Genomic DNA, 20660 nt, shown 5'->3' with positions numbered 1-20660 from the left:
CGCCGGGCCGGTAGCGGCTCAGGTCAGCCGGTGCACGGGCACCCGGCGGAAGGTGATCGTCTCGTAGGCGCCGAAGTCGCCCGTCTCGTGGAGCAGGCCGACGGTGTGCGGGTCGACGCGGACCAGGTCGGAGTAGGCGGCGGGGAGCCCGTCGGCGGTGTACGCGGTGCGCCAGGTGGTGCCGCCGTCGTGGGAGGCGCGGATCGTCATCAGGGCGCGGGCGCCGCCGGGGTCGGCGGGGGCGGAGAAGAGCAGCACGTCGGGGTCGCGGAGCTGGAGCACGGCGGCCTCGCAGACCGGCGCGGCCAGTCCGGCCTGCGGGCGGAAGGGCTTCACGAGGGTCTTCCCGCCGTCCTCGGAGCGGGCGTCGGCGCGGTTGCCGGGTGAGGGGGAGTCGTTGCGGGTGTTGAGGTAGACGCGGCCGTCGGGGAGTTCGGCGGCGGTGGTCTCGTTGACGTTGACGTAGCCGTCGGTGTTCTCGTCCAGGTAGCCGAGGTACCAGGTCTCGCCGTGGTCGTCGCTGAGCAGGCAGTGCCCGCTGTTGTACTTCGCCTCGGCGCCGGTGTCGGTGCCGGTGGGCGGCAGGGTGTGGTTGGCCGGGACGAGGACGCGGCCGGAGGTGAGCTGGAGGGCGTGGCCGGGGGTGGTGGCGTACCAGCGCCAGCCGGGCCTCTTCACCTGCGGGGTGATCTCCCTGGGCTCGGACCACGTCAGCCCGTCGTCGTCGCTGTGTTGCACCCACACTCGCCGGCCGTCGGCGTCGGAGACCTGGCCGCGCAGGATGGCGGCCTCGGTGGCGGAGGCGGAGGCCCGTATGTGCACGAGCAGGATCCGGCCGGTGTCCAGGACGACGGGGGCGGGGTTGCCGGCGAGGTCCGTGCCGTTGCGCGCGGCGGCCTGGAGGGGTCCCCAGGTGCGGCCGCCGTCGGCGGACCGTTTCAGCACGATGTCGATGTGCCCGTGGTCGGCGGCGGAGTCGACGCGGCCCTCGCAGAAGGCGAGCAGGGTGCCGGACCGGGAGGCGACGACGGCCGGTATGCGGAAGCTCGCGTATCCCTCGCGGCCCGCGCGGAAGGGGACGGTCACGTCGGTCATCGGGCGGCTCCTGAAGGCCTGCGGACGGGCCGTCACCATCCCCGGGTCGGGCGAATTCCGGGTGAACTCCGCGTCACGGGTGAGTGGTTGCGGCAGGATGCGGTCGCATGGACGCCGTACGGGTCGCGTTGCTGCGGGAAGTGCTCGCCGGGACCGAGTGGCTGGGGGCCACCCGGAGGTTCGCGGGGGTGCTGCGCGGGTCGGTGGTGGCGCACGGGGGCGGGCTGCTGCTGGTGGGCACGCCGGAGTACGAGCCCTGGCACCTGGCCGCGCACCTGGTGGACGAGGCGGCCTGGTCGGGCACGCCGGAGCTGGCGCCGACGCTGGTACGGCATCACGCGCGCCCCTCGGATCCCGCGCATCTGGCGGTCGGGCCGGGACGGCTCGCGGCGGCGCGGCGCGGTGAGACCCTGCTGGTCGTGGCGCCCGGGGAACCGGCGCCGCTGCTGGAGCGGGTGCACGACGCCCGGCGGGCCGGGGTGACGGTGCTGGCGCTGGGCGCGGGCGGGGGCGAGCTGGCCGCGATGGCCCATGACACGCTGGCCGTGCCTCAGGGGGCGGAACTGGACCTGGACACCGTGCAGCACCTGGTCAGCGCGGCGGCCGGGGAGAACGCGGGCTCTTTGAGGGTGCGACGGGGGTTCCGGGACCGCCTGTCCCGCTGGACGGAAGCGCTGACGGCTCCCCCGCCGGCCCCCTGGTGACCCGCCCGGCCGCCGGTCCGCCGTGCCGCCGTGCTCAGGGGCGGGTGCCCGGTGTCCCGGCCCCGGAGGTCCGCTCAGCTCTCTTCCGTGCTGCCGCCGGCGGGCGCGTCGTGCCAGCGGGGGTCGTTCTCCCACTGGAGGTTGCGTTCGGCGGCGGTCTCCATCGCGTGCCGGGCCTCGTCCGGGGACGCGTACGGCCCGAAGCGGTCCTTGCCCGGGCAGTCCGGGCCCTCCTCGACCTTCTTGTGCTCCAGGCAGTAGTACCACTCGCCCGGCTTGCCGGCGGTGCGCTTCTTGAACAGGGCCATGACCAGCTCCTCTCGCCACCGACATGTTCCCCCATGTCCGCTGGTTAGACTCGCTGACATGTCTGGCCAGTCGCTGCTCGTACCAGGGGAGCTGTCTCCCACCCGTTCGGTTCCCGGAAACATCCGCCGCCCCGAGTACGTCGGCAAGCCCGCGCCGACGCCGTACACCGGGCCGGAGGTGCAGACCCCCGAGACCATCGAGGCGATGCGGACCGCCGGCCGTATCGCCGCGCGGGCGATGGCGGAGGCCGCGAAGATCATCGCGCCCGGGGTCACCACGGACCAGCTGGACAAGGTCGCCCACGAGTACATGTGCGACCACGGCGCCTATCCCTCCACGCTGGGCTACCGGGGCTTCCCGAAGTCGCTGTGCACGTCGGTCAACGAGGTCATCTGCCACGGCATCCCGGACTCGACCGTGCTGCGCGACGGCGACATCGTCAACCTGGACGTGACGGCGTACATCGGCGGGGTGCACGGCGACAACAACGCCACCTACCTGGTGGGTGACGTCGACGAGGAGTCGCGGCTGCTGGTGGAGCGCACCCGGGAGTCGCTCGACCGGGCGATCAAGGCGGTGAAGCCGGGCCGGCAGATCAACGTCATCGGCCGGGTCATCGAGTCGTACGCCAAGCGCTTCGGCTACGGCGTGGTCCGGGACTTCACCGGCCACGGCATCAGCACGTCGTTCCACTCGGGGCTGATCATCCCGCACTACGACAGCCCGCACGCGACGGCGGTGATGCAGCCGGGGATGACCTTCACGATCGAGCCCATGCTGACGCTCGGCACCCACGAGTACGACATGTGGGACGACGGCTGGACGGTCGTGACGAAGGACCGCAAGCGGACCGCGCAGTTCGAGCACACCCTGGTCGTGACGGACACCGGCGCGGAGATCCTGACCCTCCCCTGAGCACCGCGCGGGGCGCGTGAGCCCTGGACGACCGGGTCCCCCGCACCGCGTGCGGGGGACCCGGGTCGCATCAGCGCAGGTAGTCGCTGCAGTGGGCGCCGGACCAGGTCACGTGGTTCTCCAGCGAGGTCAGCGAGCCGGCGTACGGGCTGCAGACGGCCTCGTCGTCGTCCTTGGTGTCGTAGTTGGTGGCACCGGCCGTCGTCGCGCCGGCGGCGGCGAGAGCGGCGGCGAGGCAGGTCGCGGCCACGACTGATCTGATGCGCATGGTGCTCCTCTCGGGGAGGCGGAGTGGTCACGCCCAGTGGTCCCCGTTCGCCCTCGCGCGCACACGCGGATCCACCCGGACGGGCGCTCGAACGGTCACCCGGGCGCCGCACCGGCCGCCGGCGCGTCGCCGCGGTGTGTCAGCGCTCCAGGCGGACGCGCCCGCCGACCTCGATCCACCCGTGCGGCTGGGGCGCGGTCAGGATCTGCGAGCCCCGGCCCTGGGTGATGTTGAGGGCCCGGCCCAGCCGTTCGGTCAGGAGCAGGGCCGCGGCGCCGGTCGCCTCGTCCTCCTCGATGCCGTCGTCGCGGCCGGGGAAGGCGCGGGCCCGGACCCGCCCGGCCGCCTCGTCCTCCCAGGCCCAGGCGTAGATCCACTCCCCCTTCGGCGGCACCGGGAGCGCGTCCACCTCGGCGGCGCTCGGGTACTGGCGCAGGGTGCGCGGCGGCGCCCACTCCGCGCGGGCCTCGATCCAGCTGAACTCTCCGTCCAGCCGGGTGCCGACGACTCCGGCCGGGGTGACCAGTTCGGGTACGTCGAGCAGCCAGGCCGTGCCTACGCAGGGGTGACCGGCGAAGGGCAGCCGGAGGGTGGGCGTGTAGATGTCGATCACTCCGCGCTCGGGGTCGTCCACGAACACGGTCTCGCTGAAGCCGAGTTTGCCGGCGAGGGCCTGCCGGTCGCTCCGCTCGGGAAGCACCGAGCCGTCGCGGACGACTCCCAGCTCGTTGCCGTAGCCGCCGTTCGGTCCGCAGAAGACGCGGAGTACGTCGTAGTCAGTCACCGGGGAATTGAAACACCGCGGCCCCGGCGAGCGCTTACCAGGCGTGCCCCCGGACCCTTGACGTCGCCTTTGCCGTTTGTTGCCGTCTCTTTTGAGACGTCGCCATCAAGCCGTGTCCGTGACGTGACGGTGAGAGCTGAATCACGGCACCCAGGGGTATGGGTGAGGTAAGCCTCATGTAAGTTAGGGCAGCCTCACCAGATCAGATCCGCTTGGAGCCTGCATGCGAGCCGTCCGACTGACCGTCACCGCCGCCGCCACCGCGGCGGCTCTGACCGCCCTCTCGGCCTGCACCGCGAAGAGCGACGCCAAGGACGGCGACGCCATCCAGGTCACGGCCGCCGACTCGAAGTGCGACACCTCCAGCACGTCGGTGCCGGCCGGTCAGGTCACGCTCAAGATCGAGAACAAGGGCTCGAAGGCGACCGAGGTCGAGATCCTGTTCCCGGACGACCGGATCGTCTCCGAGAAGGAGAACATCGGCCCGGGCACCAAGTACACGCTGACCGCCGAGGTGAAGGCCGGGTCGTACGAGATCGCCTGCCGGCCCGGCATGAAGGGCCACGGTGTGCGGCAGAAGCTGACCGTGACCGGCGGTGGCGGCGCCAAGCGGGACCCGCGGCTGGACAAGGCCGTCGCCGACTACCGCCAGTACGCCCAGGACCAGGCCGACGAGACGCTGCCGAAGGCCGAGACCTTCGTGAAGGCGGTCAAGGACGGCGACCTGGACGCCGCGAAGAAGGCCTACGGCCTCTCCCGCCTCGGCTGGGAGCGCACCGAGCCGGTCGCCGAGTCCTTCGGTGACATCGATCCGAAGGTCGACGTCCGCGAGGACGGCCTGGAGGCCGGCCAGAAGTGGACCGGCTGGCACCGGCTGGAGAAGGCCCTCTGGCAGGACAAGAAGATCGGCGCGCAGGAGAAGGCCCTCGCCGACCAGCTGCTGACGGACCTCAGGGACTGGCAGGGCCGGGTCGGCAAGGCCGAGATCACCCCGACCTCCATGGCCAACGGCGCCAAGGAGCTGCTGGACGAGGTCGCCACCGGCAAGGTCACCGGCGAGGAGGACCGCTACGCCCACACCGACCTGGTCGACTTCAAGGGCAACGTCGAGGGCGCCCAGAAGGCGTACGAGCTGCTGAAGCCGGTCGCCGCGAAGAACGACCCGGCGCTGACCAAGGAGCTGGACCGGCAGTTCGCGGCGCTGGACACGCTGCTCGACACGTACCGGACGGACAAGACGTCGTACGACTTCGTCTCCTACGACAAGGTCGGCAAGGACCAGCGCAAGGAGCTGTCGGACGCGGTGAACGCGCTCGCCGAGCCGCTGTCCAAGCTCGCCGCCGCGGTCGTGAAGTAAGCAGGGGGGCACGAGCGATGACCGAGATCCAGGAGACCCAGGAGGCCCGGGAGCCCCGGGAGAACAGTCCGTCGCGTCGGGCGCTGATCGGCTGGGGCGGTGCCGGGCTCGCGCTCGGGGCCGCCGTGGCCGGCGGGGCCGTGGCGATGGCCAGGACGGGCGACGACATGGACCCCGCCGCCGCCGGGACGGGCGCCGCGGTGGAGTTCCACGGCACCCACCAGGCCGGCATCGCGACGCCGGTCCAGGACCGCCTGCACTTCGCCGCGTTCGACGTGAAGACCGAGGACCGCGACGCGTTCGTCCAGATGCTGAAGGACTGGACGGCGGCGGCCCGCCGGATGACCGCGGGCAAGGCGGTCGGCGAGGGCGCCTACGGCGGACTCGCCGAGGCCCCGCCGGACGACACCGGTGAGGCGCTCGGGCTCAAGCCGTCCCGGCTGACGCTGACCATCGGCTTCGGGCCGTCCCTGTTCGACAAGTTCGACCTGAAGGACCGGCGGCCGGAGGCCCTGGTCGACCTGCCCAGGTTCCCCGGCGACAACCTGGACCGCGCCCGCACCGGCGGGGACCTGTGCGTCCAGGCCTGCGCCGACGATCCGCAGGTCGCCGTGCACGCCATCCGCAACCTCGCCCGGATCGGCTTCGGCAAGGTCGCCATCCGCTGGTCGCAGCTCGGTTTCGGCAAGACCTCCTCGACCACCCCGGACGCGCAGACCCCGCGCAACCTGATGGGCTTCAAGGACGGCACCCGCAACATCGCGGGCACCGAGACCGACCGGCTGAAGAAGTTCGTGTGGGTCGGCGAGGGCGACGGGCCGGACTGGATGACCGGCGGGTCGTACCTGGTCGCCCGGCGGATCCGGATGAACATCGAGACCTGGGACCGCACCTCGCTCCAGGAGCAGGAGGACGTGTTCGGCCGCGACAAGCGCGAGGGCGCCCCGGTCGGCAAGGCCAAGGAGCACGACGAGCCGTTCCTGAAGGCGATGAAGCCGGACGCGCACGTGCGGCTCGCCCACCCCGACTCCAACAACGGGATCACCATCCTGCGCCGGGGCTACTCGTTCACCGACGGCACCGACGGCCTGGGCCGGCTCGACGCGGGCCTGTTCTTCCTCGCCTACCAGCGGGACGTACGCAAGGGCTTCATCCCGCTCCAGCGCAAGCTCTCCGCGCACGACGCGCTCAACGAGTACATCCAGCACGTCGGTTCCGCGGTCTTCGCGGTCCCGCCCGGCGTCCGGGACTCCGGTGACTGGTGGGGCCGCACGCTGTTCTCGAAGGAGGCCTAGCCGGTGTTCTCCAACTACCTGATCGGCCTGCGCGAGGGGCTGGAGGCGTCGCTCGTCGTCTGCATCCTGATCGCCTACCTGGTCAAGACCGGCCGCAAGGACGCCCTGAAGCCGATCTGGATCGGCATCGGCATCGCGATCGCCATCGCCATGGGCTTCGGCTGCGCCCTGGAGTTCGGCTCCCAGGAGCTGACCTTCCAGGCGCAGGAGGCGCTCGGCGGCTCCCTGTCGGTCATCGCCGTGGGCCTGGTGACCTGGATGGTGTTCTGGATGCGGCGCACCGCCCGGCACCTGAAGTCGGAGCTGCACGGCAGGCTGGACGCGGCCCTGAAGCTCGGCACGGGCGCGCTGGTCGCCACCGCCTTCCTCGCCGTCGGCCGGGAGGGCCTGGAGACCGCGCTGTTCGTGTGGGCGTCGGTGCACGCGGCGAGCGACGGCACCCCGCGCCCGCTGGTCGGCGTCGCCCTGGGCCTGGCCACGGCGGTCCTCCTGGGCTGGCTGTTCTACCGGGGTGCCCTGAGGATCAACCTCGCCAAGTTCTTCACCTGGACCGGCGGCATGCTGGTCGTGGTCGCGGCGGGCGTGCTCGCGTACGGCTTCCACGACCTGCAGGAGGCCGGCTGGATCCCGGGCATCAACGAGCTGGCCTTCGACATCAGCGGCGTCATCCCGCCGGACAGCTGGTACGGCACCCTGCTGAAGGGCGTGTTCAACTTCCAGCCCGACCCGACGGTCGTCCAGATCACGGTGTGGGCGCTGTACCTGGTCCCGGTGCTCGCGCTGTTCCTCTCCCCGGTAGGGTTCGCCTCCGGAAAGGGGAAGGTGAAGGAGCCCGATGACCAGGGAACGCAGCCGTCGACGGCTTCGCAGGCGTGACCGGAACGCACTCATAGCGGCCTCGCTGACCGCTTTGTCGCTCACCGCGAGCGGATGCGTGGTGGTGCACGGGGAGCGCGAGGTGCTCCCCGCGGCCACCCGCGCCGAGGCCGCCAAGGCCCTCACCGCGTTCACCGACGCGTACAACAAGGCCGACAAGGCCTACGACAGCTCCCTGGACGCGCCCTATGTGACCGGCGCCCTCGCCGACATCGACGCGGCCCGGCTGAAGGCCGGGCACGTCAACAGCCCGTCCGGGAACGCCGGCCACAGCCCGCTGAAGCTGACGGACGTGCGGATCACGATCCCGAAGAAGGCCGGCTGGCCCCGCTGGTTCGTCGCCGACGCCAAGGGCAACAAGGGCGGCAGCTACCGCTGGGTGCTGGTCTTCACCCGGGGCGACCTCGGCGAGCGCTGGCGCGTGGCCTATCTGACGCTCATGGCCCCCGGCACGGTCCCGGAGTTCACCAAGGACGAGGACGGCTGGGCCGAGGCCGTGCCCGCCGGCACCACGCAACTGGCCGTGCGCCCGGACGAGCTGAGCGCGTCGTACGCGTCCTACCTGAAGAGCGGCGGGAAGACCTTCGCCGACGGCCGCGACACCAGCAAGCTGCGCGCGGACCGTGCCAAGGAGGCCCGGAAGCCCGGCCTGGTCCGCCAGTTCATCGACGAGCCGCTCACCCACGGCGCCTACGCGCCGCTCGCGCTGCGCACGGCGGACGGCGGGGCGCTGGTCTTCTTCACCACGCACCACTACGAGAAGCAGACCGCCTACACCGGCGGCCTGGTGCAGGTCCCGAACAAGTCCGTGCAGGCCCTGGTCAAGGGCGAGGTGAAGCAGTCCCTGACGATGGAGTCGATCGCCAACGAGGCCGTCCTCGACCCGGCCGGCAGCGGCCCGGTACGGATGCTGGGGCGGGTCCAGGGACTGACGGCCGCCCAGGGCGAGTAGGCCGGCTGCCGGTCAGTGGTGCAGGGGCCAGGCCGTGCCGTGCCGGCCGGCCTCGGCGCCCACGTGCCGGGCGCAGGCGTCGGTGAGCGCCTCCAGCAGGCTCAGCGGGTCGGGCAACGGGTGCTCGGGGCCGCGCACCCAGCGCACCTGCCGGTCGTCGACGCCGGGCAGCCGGGCGGGCGGTACGAGGACGTAGGAGCCCCGGCAGTGCCAGCGCAGGCCGGGGTGCTCGTCCATCGTCTCCGGGTGGCAGTCCAGCTCGCAGGGCCACCACTCGTCCTCGTCCTCGGGGGTGCCCCGGGTGAGGGTGAAGAACAGCATGCGGCCGTCGTCGCTCTCGGCGACCGGTCCGACCTCGACGCCGGAGCCGAGCAGCCGCTCCATGGCCTCCCGGCCCGCCGCCAGCGGCACGTCCAGCACGTCGTGCACCATGCCGGTGGCGGTGATGAAGTTCGCCTGCGGCTGGTGCCGGGCCCACCGCTCGACCTGGGCGCGGTCGGTGGTGGACTGGGTCTGCCAGGCGAAGGACACCGGGTGCCGGGCCGGGGTGGGACAGCCCACGCGGTCGCAGGAGCAGCGGTAGCCGTCGGCGGGGTGCGCGGCGGGTGCGAGGGGCAGTCCGGCCGCCGCGGCGGCCAGCAGGAGGGTCTCACGGCCGCCGTCGTCCGCGGCGGCCTCCTTCGTGCGGCGTCCGAGCAGCCACTGGGAGAGTTTGCTCTGCCGGCCGCTCCGGCCGCCGAACGTCGCGCTCATCTATCCCCTCGGTCCCGTGCTCGCCTCGCTGGTGTGCGGACAGCATGCCCTATCGTCCCATCTTCACGTACTTCGGGGGCCCGGAAGGCGTGGTGCGGAAGCACTCAACGGGGTGCGATGCCGTACAGGGCGTATTCGACCAGGGTGTCCGTGTAGTCGTACGAGATCGGTCCGGTCCGTTGCAGCCAGCGTTGCGCGAGCGGGGACACGAACAGCTCCAGCGCGATCCGCGGGTCGACGTCGGCCCGGACCGCCCCCGCCGCCTGTGCCGAGCGCAGGCGGGCGACGTACAGCTGGAGCTGCGGTTCGAGGAGTCCGCTCACGACCTCGCGGCCGAGCTGCTCGTTGACCACGCCCTCCGCGGCCAGCGCCCGCGCCGGCACGTCGAAGCGCGGGTCGAGCAGTTCGTCCACCGTGGCCCGCAGCACCGCCTTGAGGTCGGCGGCCAGGTCGCCGGTGTCCGGGACGGCGGCGTCCGGCTCCTGGCCGGCCGCCCGGGCCGTCTGCCCGGCGAGGTCCAGGAACGCCTCCAGCAGGACGTCCGCCTTGGACGACCACCACCGGTAGATGGTCTGCTTGCCGACCCCGGCCCGGGCGGCGATGGCCTCGACGGTGGTCTTCGGGTAGCCGACCTCGCCGACCAGGGCGAGGGCGGCGGCGTAGATCGCCCGGCGGGACTTCTCGCTGCGGCGGGTGGCGTCGGGGGTGGGCTTGTCGACCATGGGGTCGAAAGTAACAAGCCGGGGCGGCGGGCTACGACGCGGAGTCGTGCGGCGGCCAGGCGTCGCCCCAGTCGGCGTCCCGGGCGGCCTTGTACAGGTCGCCGTGGCGCTTGGTGACCGTCGTACGGCGCAGCCGCTCCTCCCTCTCGCACAGGTCGAGCAGCACCTGGCCCTTGCGCAGCTGCGGGCGCCGGACCACGCGGGCGGGGGCGGGTTCGGCGGGCAGCCGGGTGGCGGCGACGTAGCTGAACTTCTCGTCCTCGTACGCCAGCGAGCCGCCCTTGACCTGGCGGTGCAGGGAGGAGCGGCCGACGCGGGCGGAGAAGTGGCACCAGTCCGTGCCGGGCGCGATGGGGCAGGCGGCGCTGTGCGGGCAGGGGGCGGCGACGCGGAAGCCGGCGCGGACCAGCCGGTCGCGGGCCTCGATGATCCGCTGGTATCCGGCCGGGGTGCCGGCCTCGACGATCACGACGGTCTGCGCGGCGCCGGCGGCGGCGTCGACGAGGGCGGCCCGGTCGGGCTCGGCGAGTTCGTTGAGGACGTACGACACCGTGACCAGGTCGGTGGCGGCCAGGGTGAGGTCCTCGCCGATCCGGGCGCGCTGCCAGCGGGCGCCGGCCAGGGCCGGGTTGGCGGCGGCCAGCTGCCGGCCGAGGGCGAGGGCGGGCTCGGCCCAGTCCAGCACGGTGACGCCGCGCTCGCCCGGCCAGGTCTCGGTGACGGCCCAGGTGGCGGCGCCGGTGCCGCCGCCGACGTCGGTGTGGCTGCCGGGGGTCCAGTCGGGGAGGGTGTCGGCGAAGGCCGTGAGCGCGGAGTGGACGGCCTCGAAGGTGGCCGGCATGCGGTAGGCGGCGTACGCGGCGACGTCGGCGCGGTCGCGGAGGATCGGGGCGTGGGTCGGGGTGTCGCCGCGGTAGGTGGCGATCAGCCGGTCCACGGCGGCGGTGACCTCTGTGGGGGGCAGGCCGTGGAGCAGGTCGGCCAGGGCCGTGCGGAGGGTTGCGGCCGGGGAGGCGGGGTCGTTCACCCGGCGATTCTATGGCGCCCGTGCCTCCGGCTGGTTCGGCGGTTCCGGGGTGCCCCGCACTGGTGCCGGCCTGCTGGGGGCGGGGTCAGGGCAGGGCCCTTGCCAGGTGTGTGGCCAGTTGTGCTCGTGGGGCGCTGTCCGGGGGGCGGCGGCGGGGGTGGACCGTGTTGGCCAGGAGGACGAGGAAGGTGTCGGTCGCCGGGTCCAGGACCAGGGACGTGCCGGTGAAACCGGTGTGGCCCACCGCGCCGCGGCCGGCGAGTTCGCCCATGAACCAGGGCTGGTCCAGGGCGAAGCCCAGGCCGGGCGGGGTGAAGAGCAGCTCCACGAAGTCGGGGCCGAGGATGCGCGCGGGGCCGTAGGAGCCGCCCGCGAGGAGGGCGCGGCAGAAGACGGCGAGGTCGGGTGCGGTGGAGAAGAGGCCGGCGTGGCCGGCGACCCCGCCGAGCGCCCAGGCGTTCTCGTCGTGGACGACGCCCCGCAGCATCCCCCGGTCGGCCTTGGCCCACGGCCGCCGCTGGTCCTCGGTGGCCGCGGCGCCGGGGCAGGGCCCGAACGCGGTGGCGGTCATGCCGAGCGGCCGGGTGATGCCGTCCCGGACGAGGACGTCGAGGGTGCGGCCGGTGATGCGCTCCAGGACGTGCTGGAGCAGGAGCATGTTGAGGTCCGAGTACCGGTGGTGCCCCGGCTCGGCGGACGGGGCCTCGGCGCGCAGGAGGGCGAGGCGGGTGGCGTCGTCGGGGCAGTCGTACAGGGGGAGTTCGGGGCGCAGGCCGGAGGTGTGGGTGAGCAGCTGCCGTACCGTGACGCCGTACGCGGCGGCGGCGTGGAACTCGGGCAGGTAGTCGCCGACCCGGGCGTCCATGCCGAGGGTGCCGCGCTCGATCTGCTGCACGGCGGCGACGGACGTGAACAGCTTGGTGAGGGAGGCCAGGTCGAAGGGGGTGTCGAGGGTGGCCGGGACCCGGGCGGCGGGCGGCAGCTCGACACCGGTGCCGGACTCGGGGTCGTAGGAGGAGTAGCGCACCGCCCAGCCCGACGCCTCGGCGACGGCGATCACGGGTCCGCGGCCGGCCAGCACGACGGCGCCGGCCGCCCAGGGGCGCTCGCCGGCGGTGAGGGCGCGCACCTCGTCGACCAGGCGGGCCAGGGCGGCGGGGTCCAGCCCGGCCCGTTCCGGTGTGCCGGTGCGCAGTCTCGGGACGCTCAGCTCTCGTCTCCCTCCGAGCCCGCACGGGCGGTCGCCCGTGTCGTCCAGGGACGGCACAGTCCCACGAAGCAGGCCACCGCGACCAGTGCTCCGGCCAGCTGGACGACGGCCATGGGTACGGCGGTGTGCTCCCCGGCGACGCCGACGAGCGGGGAGGCGACCGCGCCGACGAGGAAGGAGGAGGTGCCGAGCAGCGCGGAGGCGGAGCCGGCGGCGTGCCGGGTGCGCAGCAGGGCGAGGGACTGGGCGTTGGGGAGCGTGATGCCCATCGCCGACATCAGGACGAACAGGGCGGCGGCGACGGGGACGAGCCCGGTGTCGCCGAGGGCGCCGGTGGCCATCAGCAGCAGGGCGGTCGCGGCGAGCGCGATCACGGTCAGTCCCACGGCGAGCACCTTGTCCAGGCTGACCCGGCCGACCAGCAGCTTGCCGTTGATCTGCCCGGCGGCGACCAGGCCGACGGAGTTGAGGCCGAACAGCAGGCTGAAGGTCTGCGGGGAGGCGCCGTAGATCTCCTGGATCACGAAGGGGGACGCGCTGACGTAGGCGAACAGCGCGGCGAAGGCGAAGCCGCCGGCGAGCATGTAGCCGGTGAAGGGCAGGTCGGCGAGGAGGGTGCGCATCGCGCGCAGGGTCTCGCCCATGCCGCCGCGGTGTCGTTCGGCCGGGGGCAGGGTCTCCGGCAGCCGCAGCCAGACCAGGGCGGTGAGCAGCGCGCCGATCACCGTGAGCACCACGAACACGCCCCGCCAGTCCGTCACCCGCAGGATCTGGCCGCCGACCAGCGGGGCCACGATGGGGGCGGCGCCGGAGATCAGCATCAGGGTGGAGAAGAAGCGGGCCATGGCGACCCCGTCGTACAGGTCGCGTACGACGGCCCGGGCGATGACCACCCCGGCCGCGCCGGCGAGCCCCTGCACCAGCCGGAAGGCGGTCAGCGTCTCGACGGTGGGCGCGAGGGCGCACAGGGCGGTGGCGGCGAGGTAGACGGCGAGCCCGGTGAGCAGCGGGCGGCGTCTTCCCCAGCGGTCGCTCAGGGGGCCCACGACCAGCTGGCCGAGCGCGAGTCCGGCCATGCAGGCGGTGAGGGTGAGCTGGACGGTGACGGCGGGGGCGTGCAGGGAGCGGGTGACCTGCGGCAGGGACGGCAGGTACATGTCCATGGCGAGCGGGGTCGTCGCGGTGAGGCCGCCGAGGAGGAAGGTGACCAGGGGGCCGGTGCGGGACGCGGCCCGGGCGGGTGAGGGTGCGGTGGCGGAGGCGGACCGCCGGTCCTGTTCCGGTGTCGGTGCCGCCGCGTGGTCCGGCATGTGCCCCTCCCTGCTGCTGTGCTGCTGCTTGCCTGACATCGCTGTCGTCGGTACGACCGGCACCTATGCTCTCAGCTCGTACACACTGCCGAGGCACACGTGAGCGAGGGTGGGGATGGCGGAGCGGAGCGTGCGGTGGGGGATCCTGGCGACGGGCGGGATCGCGGCGGCGTTCGCGGCGGATCTGGTCGATCTGGCGGACGCGGAGATCGTGGCGGTGGCCTCACGCCGCCGGGAGTCGGCGGAGGCGTTCGCCGAGCGGTTCGGGGTGGGGCGGGCGTACGGCGACTGGGAGTCGCTGGCGGCGGACCCGGAGGTCGACGTGGTGTACGTCGCCACTCCCCACGCGGCGCACCGTGCGGCGGCCGGGCTGTGCCTGGGGGCGGGCCGGAACGTGCTGTGCGAGAAGCCGTTCACGCTGAACCTGCGCGAGGCGGAGGAACTCGTCGCGCTGGCGCGGGAGCACGACCGCTTCCTGATGGAGGCGATGTGGATGTACTGCAATCCGCTGGTGCGGCGGTTGAAGGAGCTGGTGGACGACGGGGCGATCGGTGACGTGCGCACCGTGCAGGCCGACTTCGGGCTGGCCGGTCACCTCTTGCCGGAGGCGCGGAATGGAGCGCTGCCCGCAGCGCACCGGCTGCGGGATCCGGCGCTGGGCGGCGGGGCGCTGCTGGACCTGGGCGTGTACCCGGTGTCGTTCGCGCAGCTGCTGCTGGGCGAGCCGGAGGGGATCGCCGCGAGCGCGGTGCTGTCGCCGGAGGGCGTCGACCTCCAGACGGGGGCGGTGCTGTCCTGGGAGAGCGGGGCGCTGGCCTCGCTGCACTGCTCGATCGTCGGGGGTACGGCGGTGACCGCGTCGGTCACCGGTGCGCGCGGCCGGATTGACATCCCGTCCGGTTTCTTCCATCCCGACCGGTTCGTCCTCCACCGGGACGGCCGTGACCCCGAGGAGTTCGCCGCCGACCCGGCCGACGGGCCGCGCACCAGCCTGCGGCACGAGGCGGCGGAGGTCATGCGGGCGCTGCGGGCGGGCGAGAAGGAGTCGCCGCTGGTGCCGCTGGAGGGGACGCTCGCGGTGATGCGCACGCTGGACGCGGTGCGGGAGCGGATCGGGGTGCGGTATCCCGGGGAGGAGGGGAAGGATGGGAAGGACGCGGCGGGTGACGCGGTGGTCCCGCTCGTCGGCTAACCGTATGGCGGACAGCGGATTCCGCATCGCGGACTCGCCGCCTACGCTGCCGTGCCATGACTGACACGCACTCGAAGATCGCGGTGGTGACGGGGGCCGGCTCGGGCATCGGGCGGGCCGTCGCCGTGGAGCTGCTGCGCGCCGGCTGGTCGGTGGCACTGGCCGGCCGGCGCGCCGAGCCGCTCACGGAGACGGCGGCACTGGTGCCGGGGGCGGCCTCGCTCGCCGTACCGGCCGACGTGTCCCGGCCCGAGGACGTCGACGCGCTGTTCACGGCGGCCGTGGAGCGGTTCGGCCGGCTGGACCTGCTGTTCAACAACGCGGGGACCTTCGGACCCGGCGGGGTGCCGGTGGAGGAACTGCCGTACGAGGCCTGGCGGCACGTGGTGGACACCAACCTCAACGGGGCGTTCCTGTGCGCCCAGGCGGCCTACCGGCGGATGAAGGAGCAGGACCCGCAGGGCGGCCGCATCATCAACAACGGCTCCGTCTCGGCCCACACGCCCCGCCCGCACTCGGTCGCCTACACCGCGACCAAGCACGCGCTGACCGGTCTGACCAAGTCGCTGTCGCTGGACGGGCGGCCGTACCGGATCGCGGTCGGGCAGATCGACATCGGCAACGCGGCGACCGACATGACGGCCCGGATGCAGACGGGAGCGCTCCAGGCGAACGGGGAGGTGGCCCCGGAACCGGTGATGGACGTGGCCGATGTGGCGCGCACGGTGCGGCACATGGCGGAGCTGCCGCTGGAGGCGAACGTGCAGTTCGCGACGGTGCTGGCGACGACGATGCCGTACATCGGGCGGGGTTGAGCGAAGCTCCGGACGCCCGCACAAGTGGAAGTAGAACATCCGCGCTATTGCGGCCGGTCGTGGACCTGTGCTCAACTTTTCTCCACGAGAGCTTCACATCTGACGCACGAAAGTTCCGCGGCCACTGCGAGGGGGGAGGCGGCGGCCGTTCCACCGGGCCGGAGTTGGGGGTGGACCTCGCGGCGGACCGCGGGTACACGCCGGCCGGTGGAACGGCCGCCGCACTGCGTCACACGGCGTCGCCCGGTCCGCTTCCACTCTCCTCCGGCGCCGTCGCCGCCCGTGCCCGACGCCGGCGCAGGGCCCAGGCGCCCGCCCCCAGGACCGCCAGCGCCCCGGCGGCGCCGGCGCTGGCCTGCCACCCCGAGCCGCCCCCGGACGCGGGGCCGGGCGCGCCGGCCGCCGCCTGTACGGCCTTGCGCCCGGGCGCCGGGCTCGCGCTCGCCCCGCCCTCGCTGAGCGGTTCGACCAGCAGGCCCACGGGCTGCGCCGAACGCCCGTGGGTGAAGCCCCAGTCGAGCAGCGCGGCGGTGTGCTCGTAGACGGCGTTGCCACCGGACTCGGGGTGCATGACGGTGACCAGCAGGGTGCGCCCGCCACGGGTGGCCGCGCCGGTGAAGGTGTTGCCGGCGTGGCTGGTGTAGCCGTTCTTGACACCGATCAGGCCGTCGTATGTCTTCAGGCCCCATGCCCCGGTCAGCAGGCGGTCGGTGTTCTGGATCTGGAACGTCTTCTTGCCGCCCGCAGGGAAGTCGGCGGTCCGCGTGCCGCAGTAGCCGCGGAAGTCGGCGTCCTTCAGGCCGTGGCGGGCGAAGAGCGTGAGGTCGTACGCCGACGAGAGCTGCCCCTTGTGATCGAAGCCGTCGGGGCTGACCACATGGGTGTCCAGGGCCTGGAGGTCCTCGGCCTTGGCCTGCATCTCGGCGACGGTCCGGGCGATGCCGCCGTTCATGTGGGACAGCACGTGCACGGCGTCGTTGCCCGAGCGCAGGAACACGCCCTGCCACAACTGCTCGACGGTGTAGGTGATGCCGGGCTTGATGCCGACGAGGCTGGAGCCGGCCGGGACGTCGGCGAGATCGGCGTCGGTGACCTTGTACCGCTCGGTGCGGTCGAACTTCTTCAGCACGGTGTCCGCGAACAGCATCTTCAGCGTGGACGCGGGCGCGAGCCGGCGGTGCGCGTGGAACGCGGCGAGCACCTCCCCGCTCTCGCAGTCGGCGACCAGCCAGGCCTGGGCGGTGAGCTTCCCGGGCAGTCCGGAGGCACCGCGCACCTGGACGCCGGTGCGGGCCAGACGCTCACCGCCGACGACCGGCGTCGCGGCGGCGGCCTCGGTGGCCGTGGACAGGGGAAGGGCGGCGGCCGTCAGCCCGAGGACGGCACGCCGGCTGAGCCGGGAACATTCGCGCACCCGGGGACCGTACACCGCTTCGAGCAGGGGATTAGCGACCCGTGGGGCCCGACGGACCGGAATTTGCCGCGTTATGAGAATCCGATGAGTCACCCCGCTTCCCCGGCCCTCGCACTCCCTCCGCCCAGGGGCCCTCGACGGCGTGCCCGGGCAGCCGGGCGGGCGGCCCGGCGCCGGCCGCGCCCGTACCGCCCCGGGGACCGCTCACCTGCCGAGCAGGCGGTCGATCTCGGCCAGCTGGGCGGCGGTGAGCGGCCCCTTCGCGAGCGCCCCGGCGTTCTCCTCGGCCTGGGCGACGGTCCGGAAGCCGGGGATCGGCACGGTGCGCGGGCTGCGGGCCCACAGCCAGGCGAGGGCGCCCTGGGCGAGGGTCCGGCCGCCGCTGGTGAGGACGGACCGGACGGCGTCGATCCGGGCCAGCCACCGGGGGTCGGCACCGGAGCCGTCCTCCGCGTACCCGGGGAGCCAGGCGGGCGGCCGGCTGCGGATGTCCCCGGCCTCGAGCGGTCCGCCGCGCCGCCCCGCCAGCAGCCCCATGGCGAGCGGACTGCGGTCGACGCTGGCCAGTTCCAGCCGCTCGCACAGCTCCACCATGCCGGGCGCGTCCTGCAGGACGTTGAGGCGGTGCTGTACGGCCGTGGCGTGCGGGCCCTCGGCGAAGACGGCGGCCCGTGCGGGATCGTCGGTGCTCCAGCCGTAGGCGCGTACGAGTCCCTCCCGCACGAACTCCTCGCACGCGTCGCGGAGTTCGGCGGCGCGGGCCGGGTCGGCGTCGGAGAGGTGCAGCTGGTACAGGTCGACGCGGTCGGTGCCGAGGCGGCGCAGGGAGGCGGTGAGGGCCCGCCGGGCGTACTCCGGGGTGTCGTCGGTGCCGGTGAGGGTACGGGTGTCCGGGTCGAAGACGTTGCCCCACTTGGTGGCGAGGACGACGTCGTCGCGCCGTGTGCCCAGGGCCCGGCCCAGGATCTCCTCGCTGTGCCCGGTGCCGTAGGAGTCGGCCGTGTCGAAGAAGGTGACGCCGAGGTCGAGCGCCCTGCGGACCGCCCGTACGGACTCGTCGTCGTCCACCTTCCCCCAGCCGACGGGCTGTCCGTCGGCGGTCCGGTGCTCGCCTCCGATGGCCCAGCACCCGAACCCGAGTGCGCTCACCTCTGTGCCGCTGCGTCCCAGCGTCCGTGTCGTCATGGGCGGGACGCTAGAAGGTGGAGCGCACGCGAACACAAGCCCCCGGAGGGCTTCTTACGCCTGTCCGGTCTCGAAGCGTGAGATCCGTCCGTCGTCGTCGACGGTGAAGTTCCACTTGGTGCGCATCTCGCCCCAGGTGTCGTTGCTGTAGCGGGCCAGCAGGGTGCGGCCGCCGTCGGACTCGTTGTCGACCTCCATGTGACCGTGGGAGGAGAAGATCTCCCGGTCGGTCCACTCGGCGAGGTCCCGGTCCAAGCCGTCGTCGGCCATGGTCGCGCCGGGCGCGAGCAGCGACATGAAGCCCTCGCGGTCGTGTGCGTTGACGGCGTGGACGAAGGCCCGGACGGCCGGCTCGCTGAGCTTGGCTGGCTGAATCGTCATGGCGTCAGGCTCACACCGCTCCCCCGGTCCCGCCACCCGAACGCCACCCAGGACGCGCCGGACGGCGTCGGCGGTGCGAGGGTGGGCACACGGGAGGGACCTGTCCGCCTGTCTGCCGGGGAGTCACCGTGACCTGTTACGACCGACGTGATCTGGGCCTGCTGCTGCTCCGGCTGGGCACCGGCGGAGTGCTGGCGGCCCACGGCGCGCAGAAGCTGTTCGGCTGGTTCGGCGGCCACGGACTGGAAGGCACCGGCCAGTTCATGGAGTCCGTCGGCTACGCCCCGGGCAAGGCGAGCGCCACCGCGGCGGGCCTGGCGGAGGCGGGCGGCGGCACGCTGCTGGCGCTGGGCCTCGCCACTCCGGCGGCGGGCGCGGCGGCGGCCGGCGCGATGGCCGGGGCGTCGGCGGTCCACGCGCCCAACGGCTTCTTCGCCCAGGAGGGCGGCTACGAGCACGCGGCGACCCTGGGCCTGGCCGCGGCCGGACTCGCCGTCACCGGCCCCGGCCGGCTCTCCCTCGACCACGTGCTCGGGCACGTCTTCGACCGCGGCTGGATGGTCCCTGCCGCCCTCGGCGCGACGGCGGCGGCGACGGCCGTGGTGGTGGGCACGCGCAACCGGCGGCTGCGGCGGCAGAGGGAAGGCGAGCAGGAGGCGTTGTTCGAGGAGTGACGGCCGCCGCGCGGGAACGGCCGCTGTTCGCGCGGGACGGCCGCTGACCGGTGATCACGTTCGACGGTCGCTGACCGGTGACCACGTTCGACGGTCGCCGACCGGTGACCACGTTCGCCGTTCGTGAGGGCCGGCCGGAAGGCGCCGGTGCGGAGGCGCCGTTCGGGCGGAGAGGCGGTGCGTCGCGTTTCGGCCATCTTCGTGTCGCCGCCGCCTCCGCCCCTCGCGCCACAGCCCGCCTGCCGACCGGCCACGGCCGTCCGCACCCCGCCCGCGTGCCCTCCGCGGACGGGGCGGAGGAGCCCGCCGAACCCTTGTCGGGGCTGGCGTCCCGGGCCGTCTCCTCCCTCGTTGTCCGAACAACGAACACGCCCCGGGACACTACATCTGGGGTTCGTTGCACGGCGAGACACAAGATGTATGCTCCCACCTGATTTCGGCGACACCTGAGACGCCCACGGCACAGCGGGCCCCTCAGGCACTGGCGTCTGTCTTCCCACGCCTTGCCACCCCTGTGTCCCGGGCCCCGTTTTCCACCGACGAGGGAGCACCACGTGACCCTGGCTCCGAGCCACCCGGTTCCGCTCACCGAGGAGTACCCGCAGCGGGATCCGGAGCCCGCGCTGCTGCGGACCCTGACCGAGCTGACCGCCGACCTGCCCGACGCCGATCCCGGCCGGGTGGCCGCCGCCGCGCTGCGGGGCCGGTCCTCGCGGGCCGACGAGGCGGAGCTGCGTGAGCTGGCCACGGAGGCCGCCGCCGGCCTGATCGCGGAGGACCCCGCCTACTCGAAGCTGGCCGCCCGGCTGCTGACCCTGACCATCCGGGGCGAGGCCGCCTCCCAGGGCGTGGCCTCCTTCACCGAGTCCGTCGCCGTCGGGCAGCGCGAGGGCCTGGTCGCCGACGGCACGGCGGAGTTCGTCCGCGCCCACGCCGAACGGCTGGACGCCCTGGCGGAGTCGGCGGTGGCGGAGGGCGCCGACGACCGGTTCGGCTACTTCGGCCTGCGCACCCTCTACAGCCGCTACCTGCTGCGCCACCCCCTCACCCGCAAGGTGATCGAGACGCCCCAGCACTTCATGCTGCGCGTGGCGAGCGGGCTGACGGCGGACCACACGGCCCGCTCGGTGGACGAAGTCGCGGCGCTGTACGGCCTGATGAGCCGCCTGGACTACCTGCCCTCCTCCCCCACCCTGTTCAACTCCGGCACACCGCGCCCGCAGATGTCCGCGTGCTACCTGCTGGACTCCCCGCTGGACGAGCTGGACTCCATCTACGACCGCTACCACCAGGTGGCCCGGCTCTCCAAGCACGCGGGCGGCATCGGTCTCGCCTACTCCCGTATCCGCTCCCGCGGCTCCTACATCCGGGGGACGAACGGGCACTCCAACGGCATCGTGCCGTTCCTGAAGACCCTGGACG

At 73.3% G+C, this 20660-nt stretch carries 22 protein-coding genes; 10 read left to right on the top strand and 12 right to left on the bottom strand.

Going from position 1 to position 20660, the window contains the following annotated elements:
- Positions 1-18: 18 nt before the first annotated feature.
- Positions 19-1095: a sialidase family protein gene (locus IEZ20_RS38310; RefSeq protein ID WP_189307565.1), complete on the bottom strand. Its 1077-nt coding sequence runs from the start codon at positions 1093-1095 to the stop codon at positions 19-21.
- Positions 1096-1202: 107 nt separating this feature from the next.
- Between IEZ20_RS38310 and IEZ20_RS38305 the strand changes: the two genes are divergently transcribed.
- Positions 1203-1799, top strand: a complete 597-nt coding sequence (locus tag IEZ20_RS38305; protein ID WP_189307563.1) for a hypothetical protein — start codon at positions 1203-1205, stop codon at positions 1797-1799.
- A gap of 74 nt (positions 1800-1873) precedes the next feature.
- Here IEZ20_RS38305 and IEZ20_RS38300 read toward each other — a convergent pair whose 3' ends face one another.
- Positions 1874-2107: a hypothetical protein gene (locus tag IEZ20_RS38300; protein ID WP_189307561.1), complete on the bottom strand. Its 234-nt coding sequence runs from the start codon at positions 2105-2107 to the stop codon at positions 1874-1876.
- Positions 2108-2165: 58 nt separating this feature from the next.
- On the opposite strand from IEZ20_RS38300, the gene map reads away from it, so the two are divergent.
- Positions 2166-3023, top strand: a complete 858-nt coding sequence (map, locus tag IEZ20_RS38295) for a type I methionyl aminopeptidase (RefSeq protein ID WP_189307559.1) — start codon at positions 2166-2168, stop codon at positions 3021-3023.
- 70 nt (positions 3024-3093) lie between these two features.
- On the opposite strand, the gene IEZ20_RS38290 is transcribed toward map, so the two are convergent.
- The gene (locus IEZ20_RS38290; RefSeq protein WP_189307557.1) at positions 3094-3291 is read right to left on the bottom strand and encodes a hypothetical protein; all 198 of its coding nucleotides are present in this window, start codon (positions 3289-3291) and stop codon (positions 3094-3096) included.
- Positions 3292-3430: 139 nt separating this feature from the next.
- Positions 3431-4075: a PhzF family phenazine biosynthesis protein gene (locus IEZ20_RS38285; protein ID WP_189307555.1), complete on the bottom strand. Its 645-nt coding sequence runs from the start codon at positions 4073-4075 to the stop codon at positions 3431-3433.
- A 223-nt stretch (positions 4076-4298) separates the two neighbouring features.
- On the opposite strand from IEZ20_RS38285, the gene efeO reads away from it, so the two are divergent.
- The 4 genes from efeO to IEZ20_RS38265 are packed head-to-tail and all read left to right on the top strand — an operon-like array spanning position 4299 to position 8555.
- Positions 4299-5432 carry an iron uptake system protein EfeO gene (gene efeO, locus IEZ20_RS38280; protein ID WP_189307552.1) on the top strand — a complete coding sequence of 378 codons (1134 nt, stop codon included), beginning with the start codon at positions 4299-4301 and terminating at the stop codon, positions 5430-5432.
- A 17-nt stretch (positions 5433-5449) separates the two neighbouring features.
- The gene (gene efeB / locus IEZ20_RS38275; protein WP_189307550.1) at positions 5450-6727 is read left to right on the top strand and encodes an iron uptake transporter deferrochelatase/peroxidase subunit; all 1278 of its coding nucleotides are present in this window, start codon (positions 5450-5452) and stop codon (positions 6725-6727) included.
- A 3-nt stretch (positions 6728-6730) separates the two neighbouring features.
- Complete coding sequence (gene efeU, locus IEZ20_RS38270; RefSeq protein ID WP_189307548.1) at positions 6731-7603, top strand: iron uptake transporter permease EfeU; 873 nt, start codon at positions 6731-6733, stop codon at positions 7601-7603.
- Positions 7563-8555, top strand: coding sequence for an SCO2278 family lipoprotein (locus tag IEZ20_RS38265; RefSeq protein ID WP_189307546.1), 993 nt, complete (start codon positions 7563-7565; stop codon positions 8553-8555). Before efeU ends, IEZ20_RS38265 begins: the two co-directional genes overlap by 41 nt.
- Before the next feature lie 12 nt (positions 8556-8567).
- Here IEZ20_RS38265 and IEZ20_RS38260 read toward each other — a convergent pair whose 3' ends face one another.
- The 5 genes from IEZ20_RS38260 to IEZ20_RS38240 form a co-directional block, all read right to left on the bottom strand.
- Positions 8568-9308: a bifunctional DNA primase/polymerase gene (locus tag IEZ20_RS38260; protein ID WP_189307544.1), complete on the bottom strand. Its 741-nt coding sequence runs from the start codon at positions 9306-9308 to the stop codon at positions 8568-8570.
- Between the two features lie 104 nt (positions 9309-9412).
- Positions 9413-10030: a TetR/AcrR family transcriptional regulator gene (locus IEZ20_RS38255; protein ID WP_189307542.1), complete on the bottom strand. Its 618-nt coding sequence runs from the start codon at positions 10028-10030 to the stop codon at positions 9413-9415.
- A 31-nt stretch (positions 10031-10061) separates the two neighbouring features.
- Positions 10062-11057 carry a small ribosomal subunit Rsm22 family protein gene (locus tag IEZ20_RS38250; RefSeq protein WP_189307540.1) on the bottom strand — a complete coding sequence of 332 codons (996 nt, stop codon included), beginning with the start codon at positions 11055-11057 and terminating at the stop codon, positions 10062-10064.
- 85 nt (positions 11058-11142) lie between these two features.
- A complete protein-coding gene (locus tag IEZ20_RS38245) occupies positions 11143-12324 on the bottom strand; it encodes a serine hydrolase domain-containing protein (RefSeq protein ID WP_189307539.1) in 1182 nt (393 codons plus the stop codon).
- Positions 12264-13577, bottom strand: a complete 1314-nt coding sequence (locus IEZ20_RS38240; protein ID WP_189307537.1) for a multidrug effflux MFS transporter — start codon at positions 13575-13577, stop codon at positions 12264-12266. The genes IEZ20_RS38245 and IEZ20_RS38240 overlap by 61 nt, the downstream gene beginning before the upstream one ends.
- Positions 13578-13692: 115 nt before the next feature.
- On the opposite strand from IEZ20_RS38240, the gene IEZ20_RS38235 reads away from it, so the two are divergent.
- Both IEZ20_RS38235 and IEZ20_RS38230 read left to right on the top strand, forming a co-directional pair.
- Positions 13693-14769 carry a Gfo/Idh/MocA family protein gene (locus IEZ20_RS38235; protein ID WP_189307535.1) on the top strand — a complete coding sequence of 359 codons (1077 nt, stop codon included), beginning with the start codon at positions 13693-13695 and terminating at the stop codon, positions 14767-14769.
- Positions 14770-14825: 56 nt separating this feature from the next.
- Positions 14826-15584: an SDR family oxidoreductase gene (locus IEZ20_RS38230; RefSeq protein ID WP_189307533.1), complete on the top strand. Its 759-nt coding sequence runs from the start codon at positions 14826-14828 to the stop codon at positions 15582-15584.
- A gap of 229 nt (positions 15585-15813) precedes the next feature.
- Here the strand turns inward: IEZ20_RS38230 and IEZ20_RS38225 are convergent, their stop codons facing one another.
- The 3 genes from IEZ20_RS38225 to IEZ20_RS38215 form a co-directional block, all read right to left on the bottom strand.
- On the bottom strand, positions 15814-16998 hold the full coding sequence (locus IEZ20_RS38225) for a D-alanyl-D-alanine carboxypeptidase family protein (RefSeq protein WP_229896484.1): 1185 nt from the start codon (positions 16996-16998) through the stop codon (positions 15814-15816).
- 204 nt (positions 16999-17202) lie between these two features.
- Positions 17203-18183: an aldo/keto reductase gene (locus tag IEZ20_RS38220; protein ID WP_189307530.1), complete on the bottom strand. Its 981-nt coding sequence runs from the start codon at positions 18181-18183 to the stop codon at positions 17203-17205.
- A 54-nt stretch (positions 18184-18237) separates the two neighbouring features.
- Positions 18238-18564, bottom strand: coding sequence for a nuclear transport factor 2 family protein (locus IEZ20_RS38215; protein WP_189307528.1), 327 nt, complete (start codon positions 18562-18564; stop codon positions 18238-18240).
- A 128-nt stretch (positions 18565-18692) separates the two neighbouring features.
- Here IEZ20_RS38215 and IEZ20_RS38210 point away from each other — a divergent pair, with 128 nt between their 5' ends.
- Both IEZ20_RS38210 and IEZ20_RS38205 read left to right on the top strand, forming a co-directional pair.
- Positions 18693-19238 carry a DoxX family membrane protein gene (locus tag IEZ20_RS38210; RefSeq protein WP_189307526.1) on the top strand — a complete coding sequence of 182 codons (546 nt, stop codon included), beginning with the start codon at positions 18693-18695 and terminating at the stop codon, positions 19236-19238.
- A gap of 554 nt (positions 19239-19792) precedes the next feature.
- Positions 19793-20660, top strand: an 868-nt coding sequence (locus IEZ20_RS38205) for a ribonucleotide reductase N-terminal alpha domain-containing protein (protein WP_373304046.1), incomplete at its 3' end; no start/stop codon positions are given.

The organism is Streptomyces cinerochromogenes, from assembly GCF_014648635.1.
GTDB classification, from domain to species: Bacteria; Actinomycetota; Actinomycetes; order Streptomycetales; family Streptomycetaceae; genus Streptomyces; species Streptomyces cinerochromogenes.
This window is presented reverse-complemented; position numbering and strand designations above follow the sequence as displayed.

Coding starts and splice junctions, on each gene's coding strand:
- IEZ20_RS38310 (WP_189307565.1), bottom strand. CDS start 1,095: ATGACCGACGTGACCGTCCCCTTCCGCGCGGGCCGCGAGGGATACGCG.
- IEZ20_RS38305 (WP_189307563.1), top strand. CDS start 1,203: ATGGACGCCGTACGGGTCGCGTTGCTGCGGGAAGTGCTCGCCGGGACC.
- IEZ20_RS38300 (WP_189307561.1), bottom strand. CDS start 2,107: ATGGCCCTGTTCAAGAAGCGCACCGCCGGCAAGCCGGGCGAGTGGTAC.
- map (WP_189307559.1), top strand. CDS start 2,166: ATGTCTGGCCAGTCGCTGCTCGTACCAGGGGAGCTGTCTCCCACCCGT.
- IEZ20_RS38290 (WP_189307557.1), bottom strand. CDS start 3,291: ATGCGCATCAGATCAGTCGTGGCCGCGACCTGCCTCGCCGCCGCTCTC.
- efeO (WP_189307552.1), top strand. CDS start 4,299: ATGCGAGCCGTCCGACTGACCGTCACCGCCGCCGCCACCGCGGCGGCT.
- efeB (WP_189307550.1), top strand. CDS start 5,450: ATGACCGAGATCCAGGAGACCCAGGAGGCCCGGGAGCCCCGGGAGAAC.
- IEZ20_RS38265 (WP_189307546.1), top strand. CDS start 7,563: ATGACCAGGGAACGCAGCCGTCGACGGCTTCGCAGGCGTGACCGGAAC.
- IEZ20_RS38260 (WP_189307544.1), bottom strand. CDS start 9,308: ATGAGCGCGACGTTCGGCGGCCGGAGCGGCCGGCAGAGCAAACTCTCC.
- IEZ20_RS38255 (WP_189307542.1), bottom strand. CDS start 10,030: ATGGTCGACAAGCCCACCCCCGACGCCACCCGCCGCAGCGAGAAGTCC.
- IEZ20_RS38240 (WP_189307537.1), bottom strand. CDS start 13,577: ATGCCGGACCACGCGGCGGCACCGACACCGGAACAGGACCGGCGGTCC.
- IEZ20_RS38235 (WP_189307535.1), top strand. CDS start 13,693: ATGGCGGAGCGGAGCGTGCGGTGGGGGATCCTGGCGACGGGCGGGATC.
- IEZ20_RS38230 (WP_189307533.1), top strand. CDS start 14,826: ATGACTGACACGCACTCGAAGATCGCGGTGGTGACGGGGGCCGGCTCG.
- IEZ20_RS38220 (WP_189307530.1), bottom strand. CDS start 18,183: ATGACGACACGGACGCTGGGACGCAGCGGCACAGAGGTGAGCGCACTC.
- IEZ20_RS38215 (WP_189307528.1), bottom strand. CDS start 18,564: ATGACGATTCAGCCAGCCAAGCTCAGCGAGCCGGCCGTCCGGGCCTTC.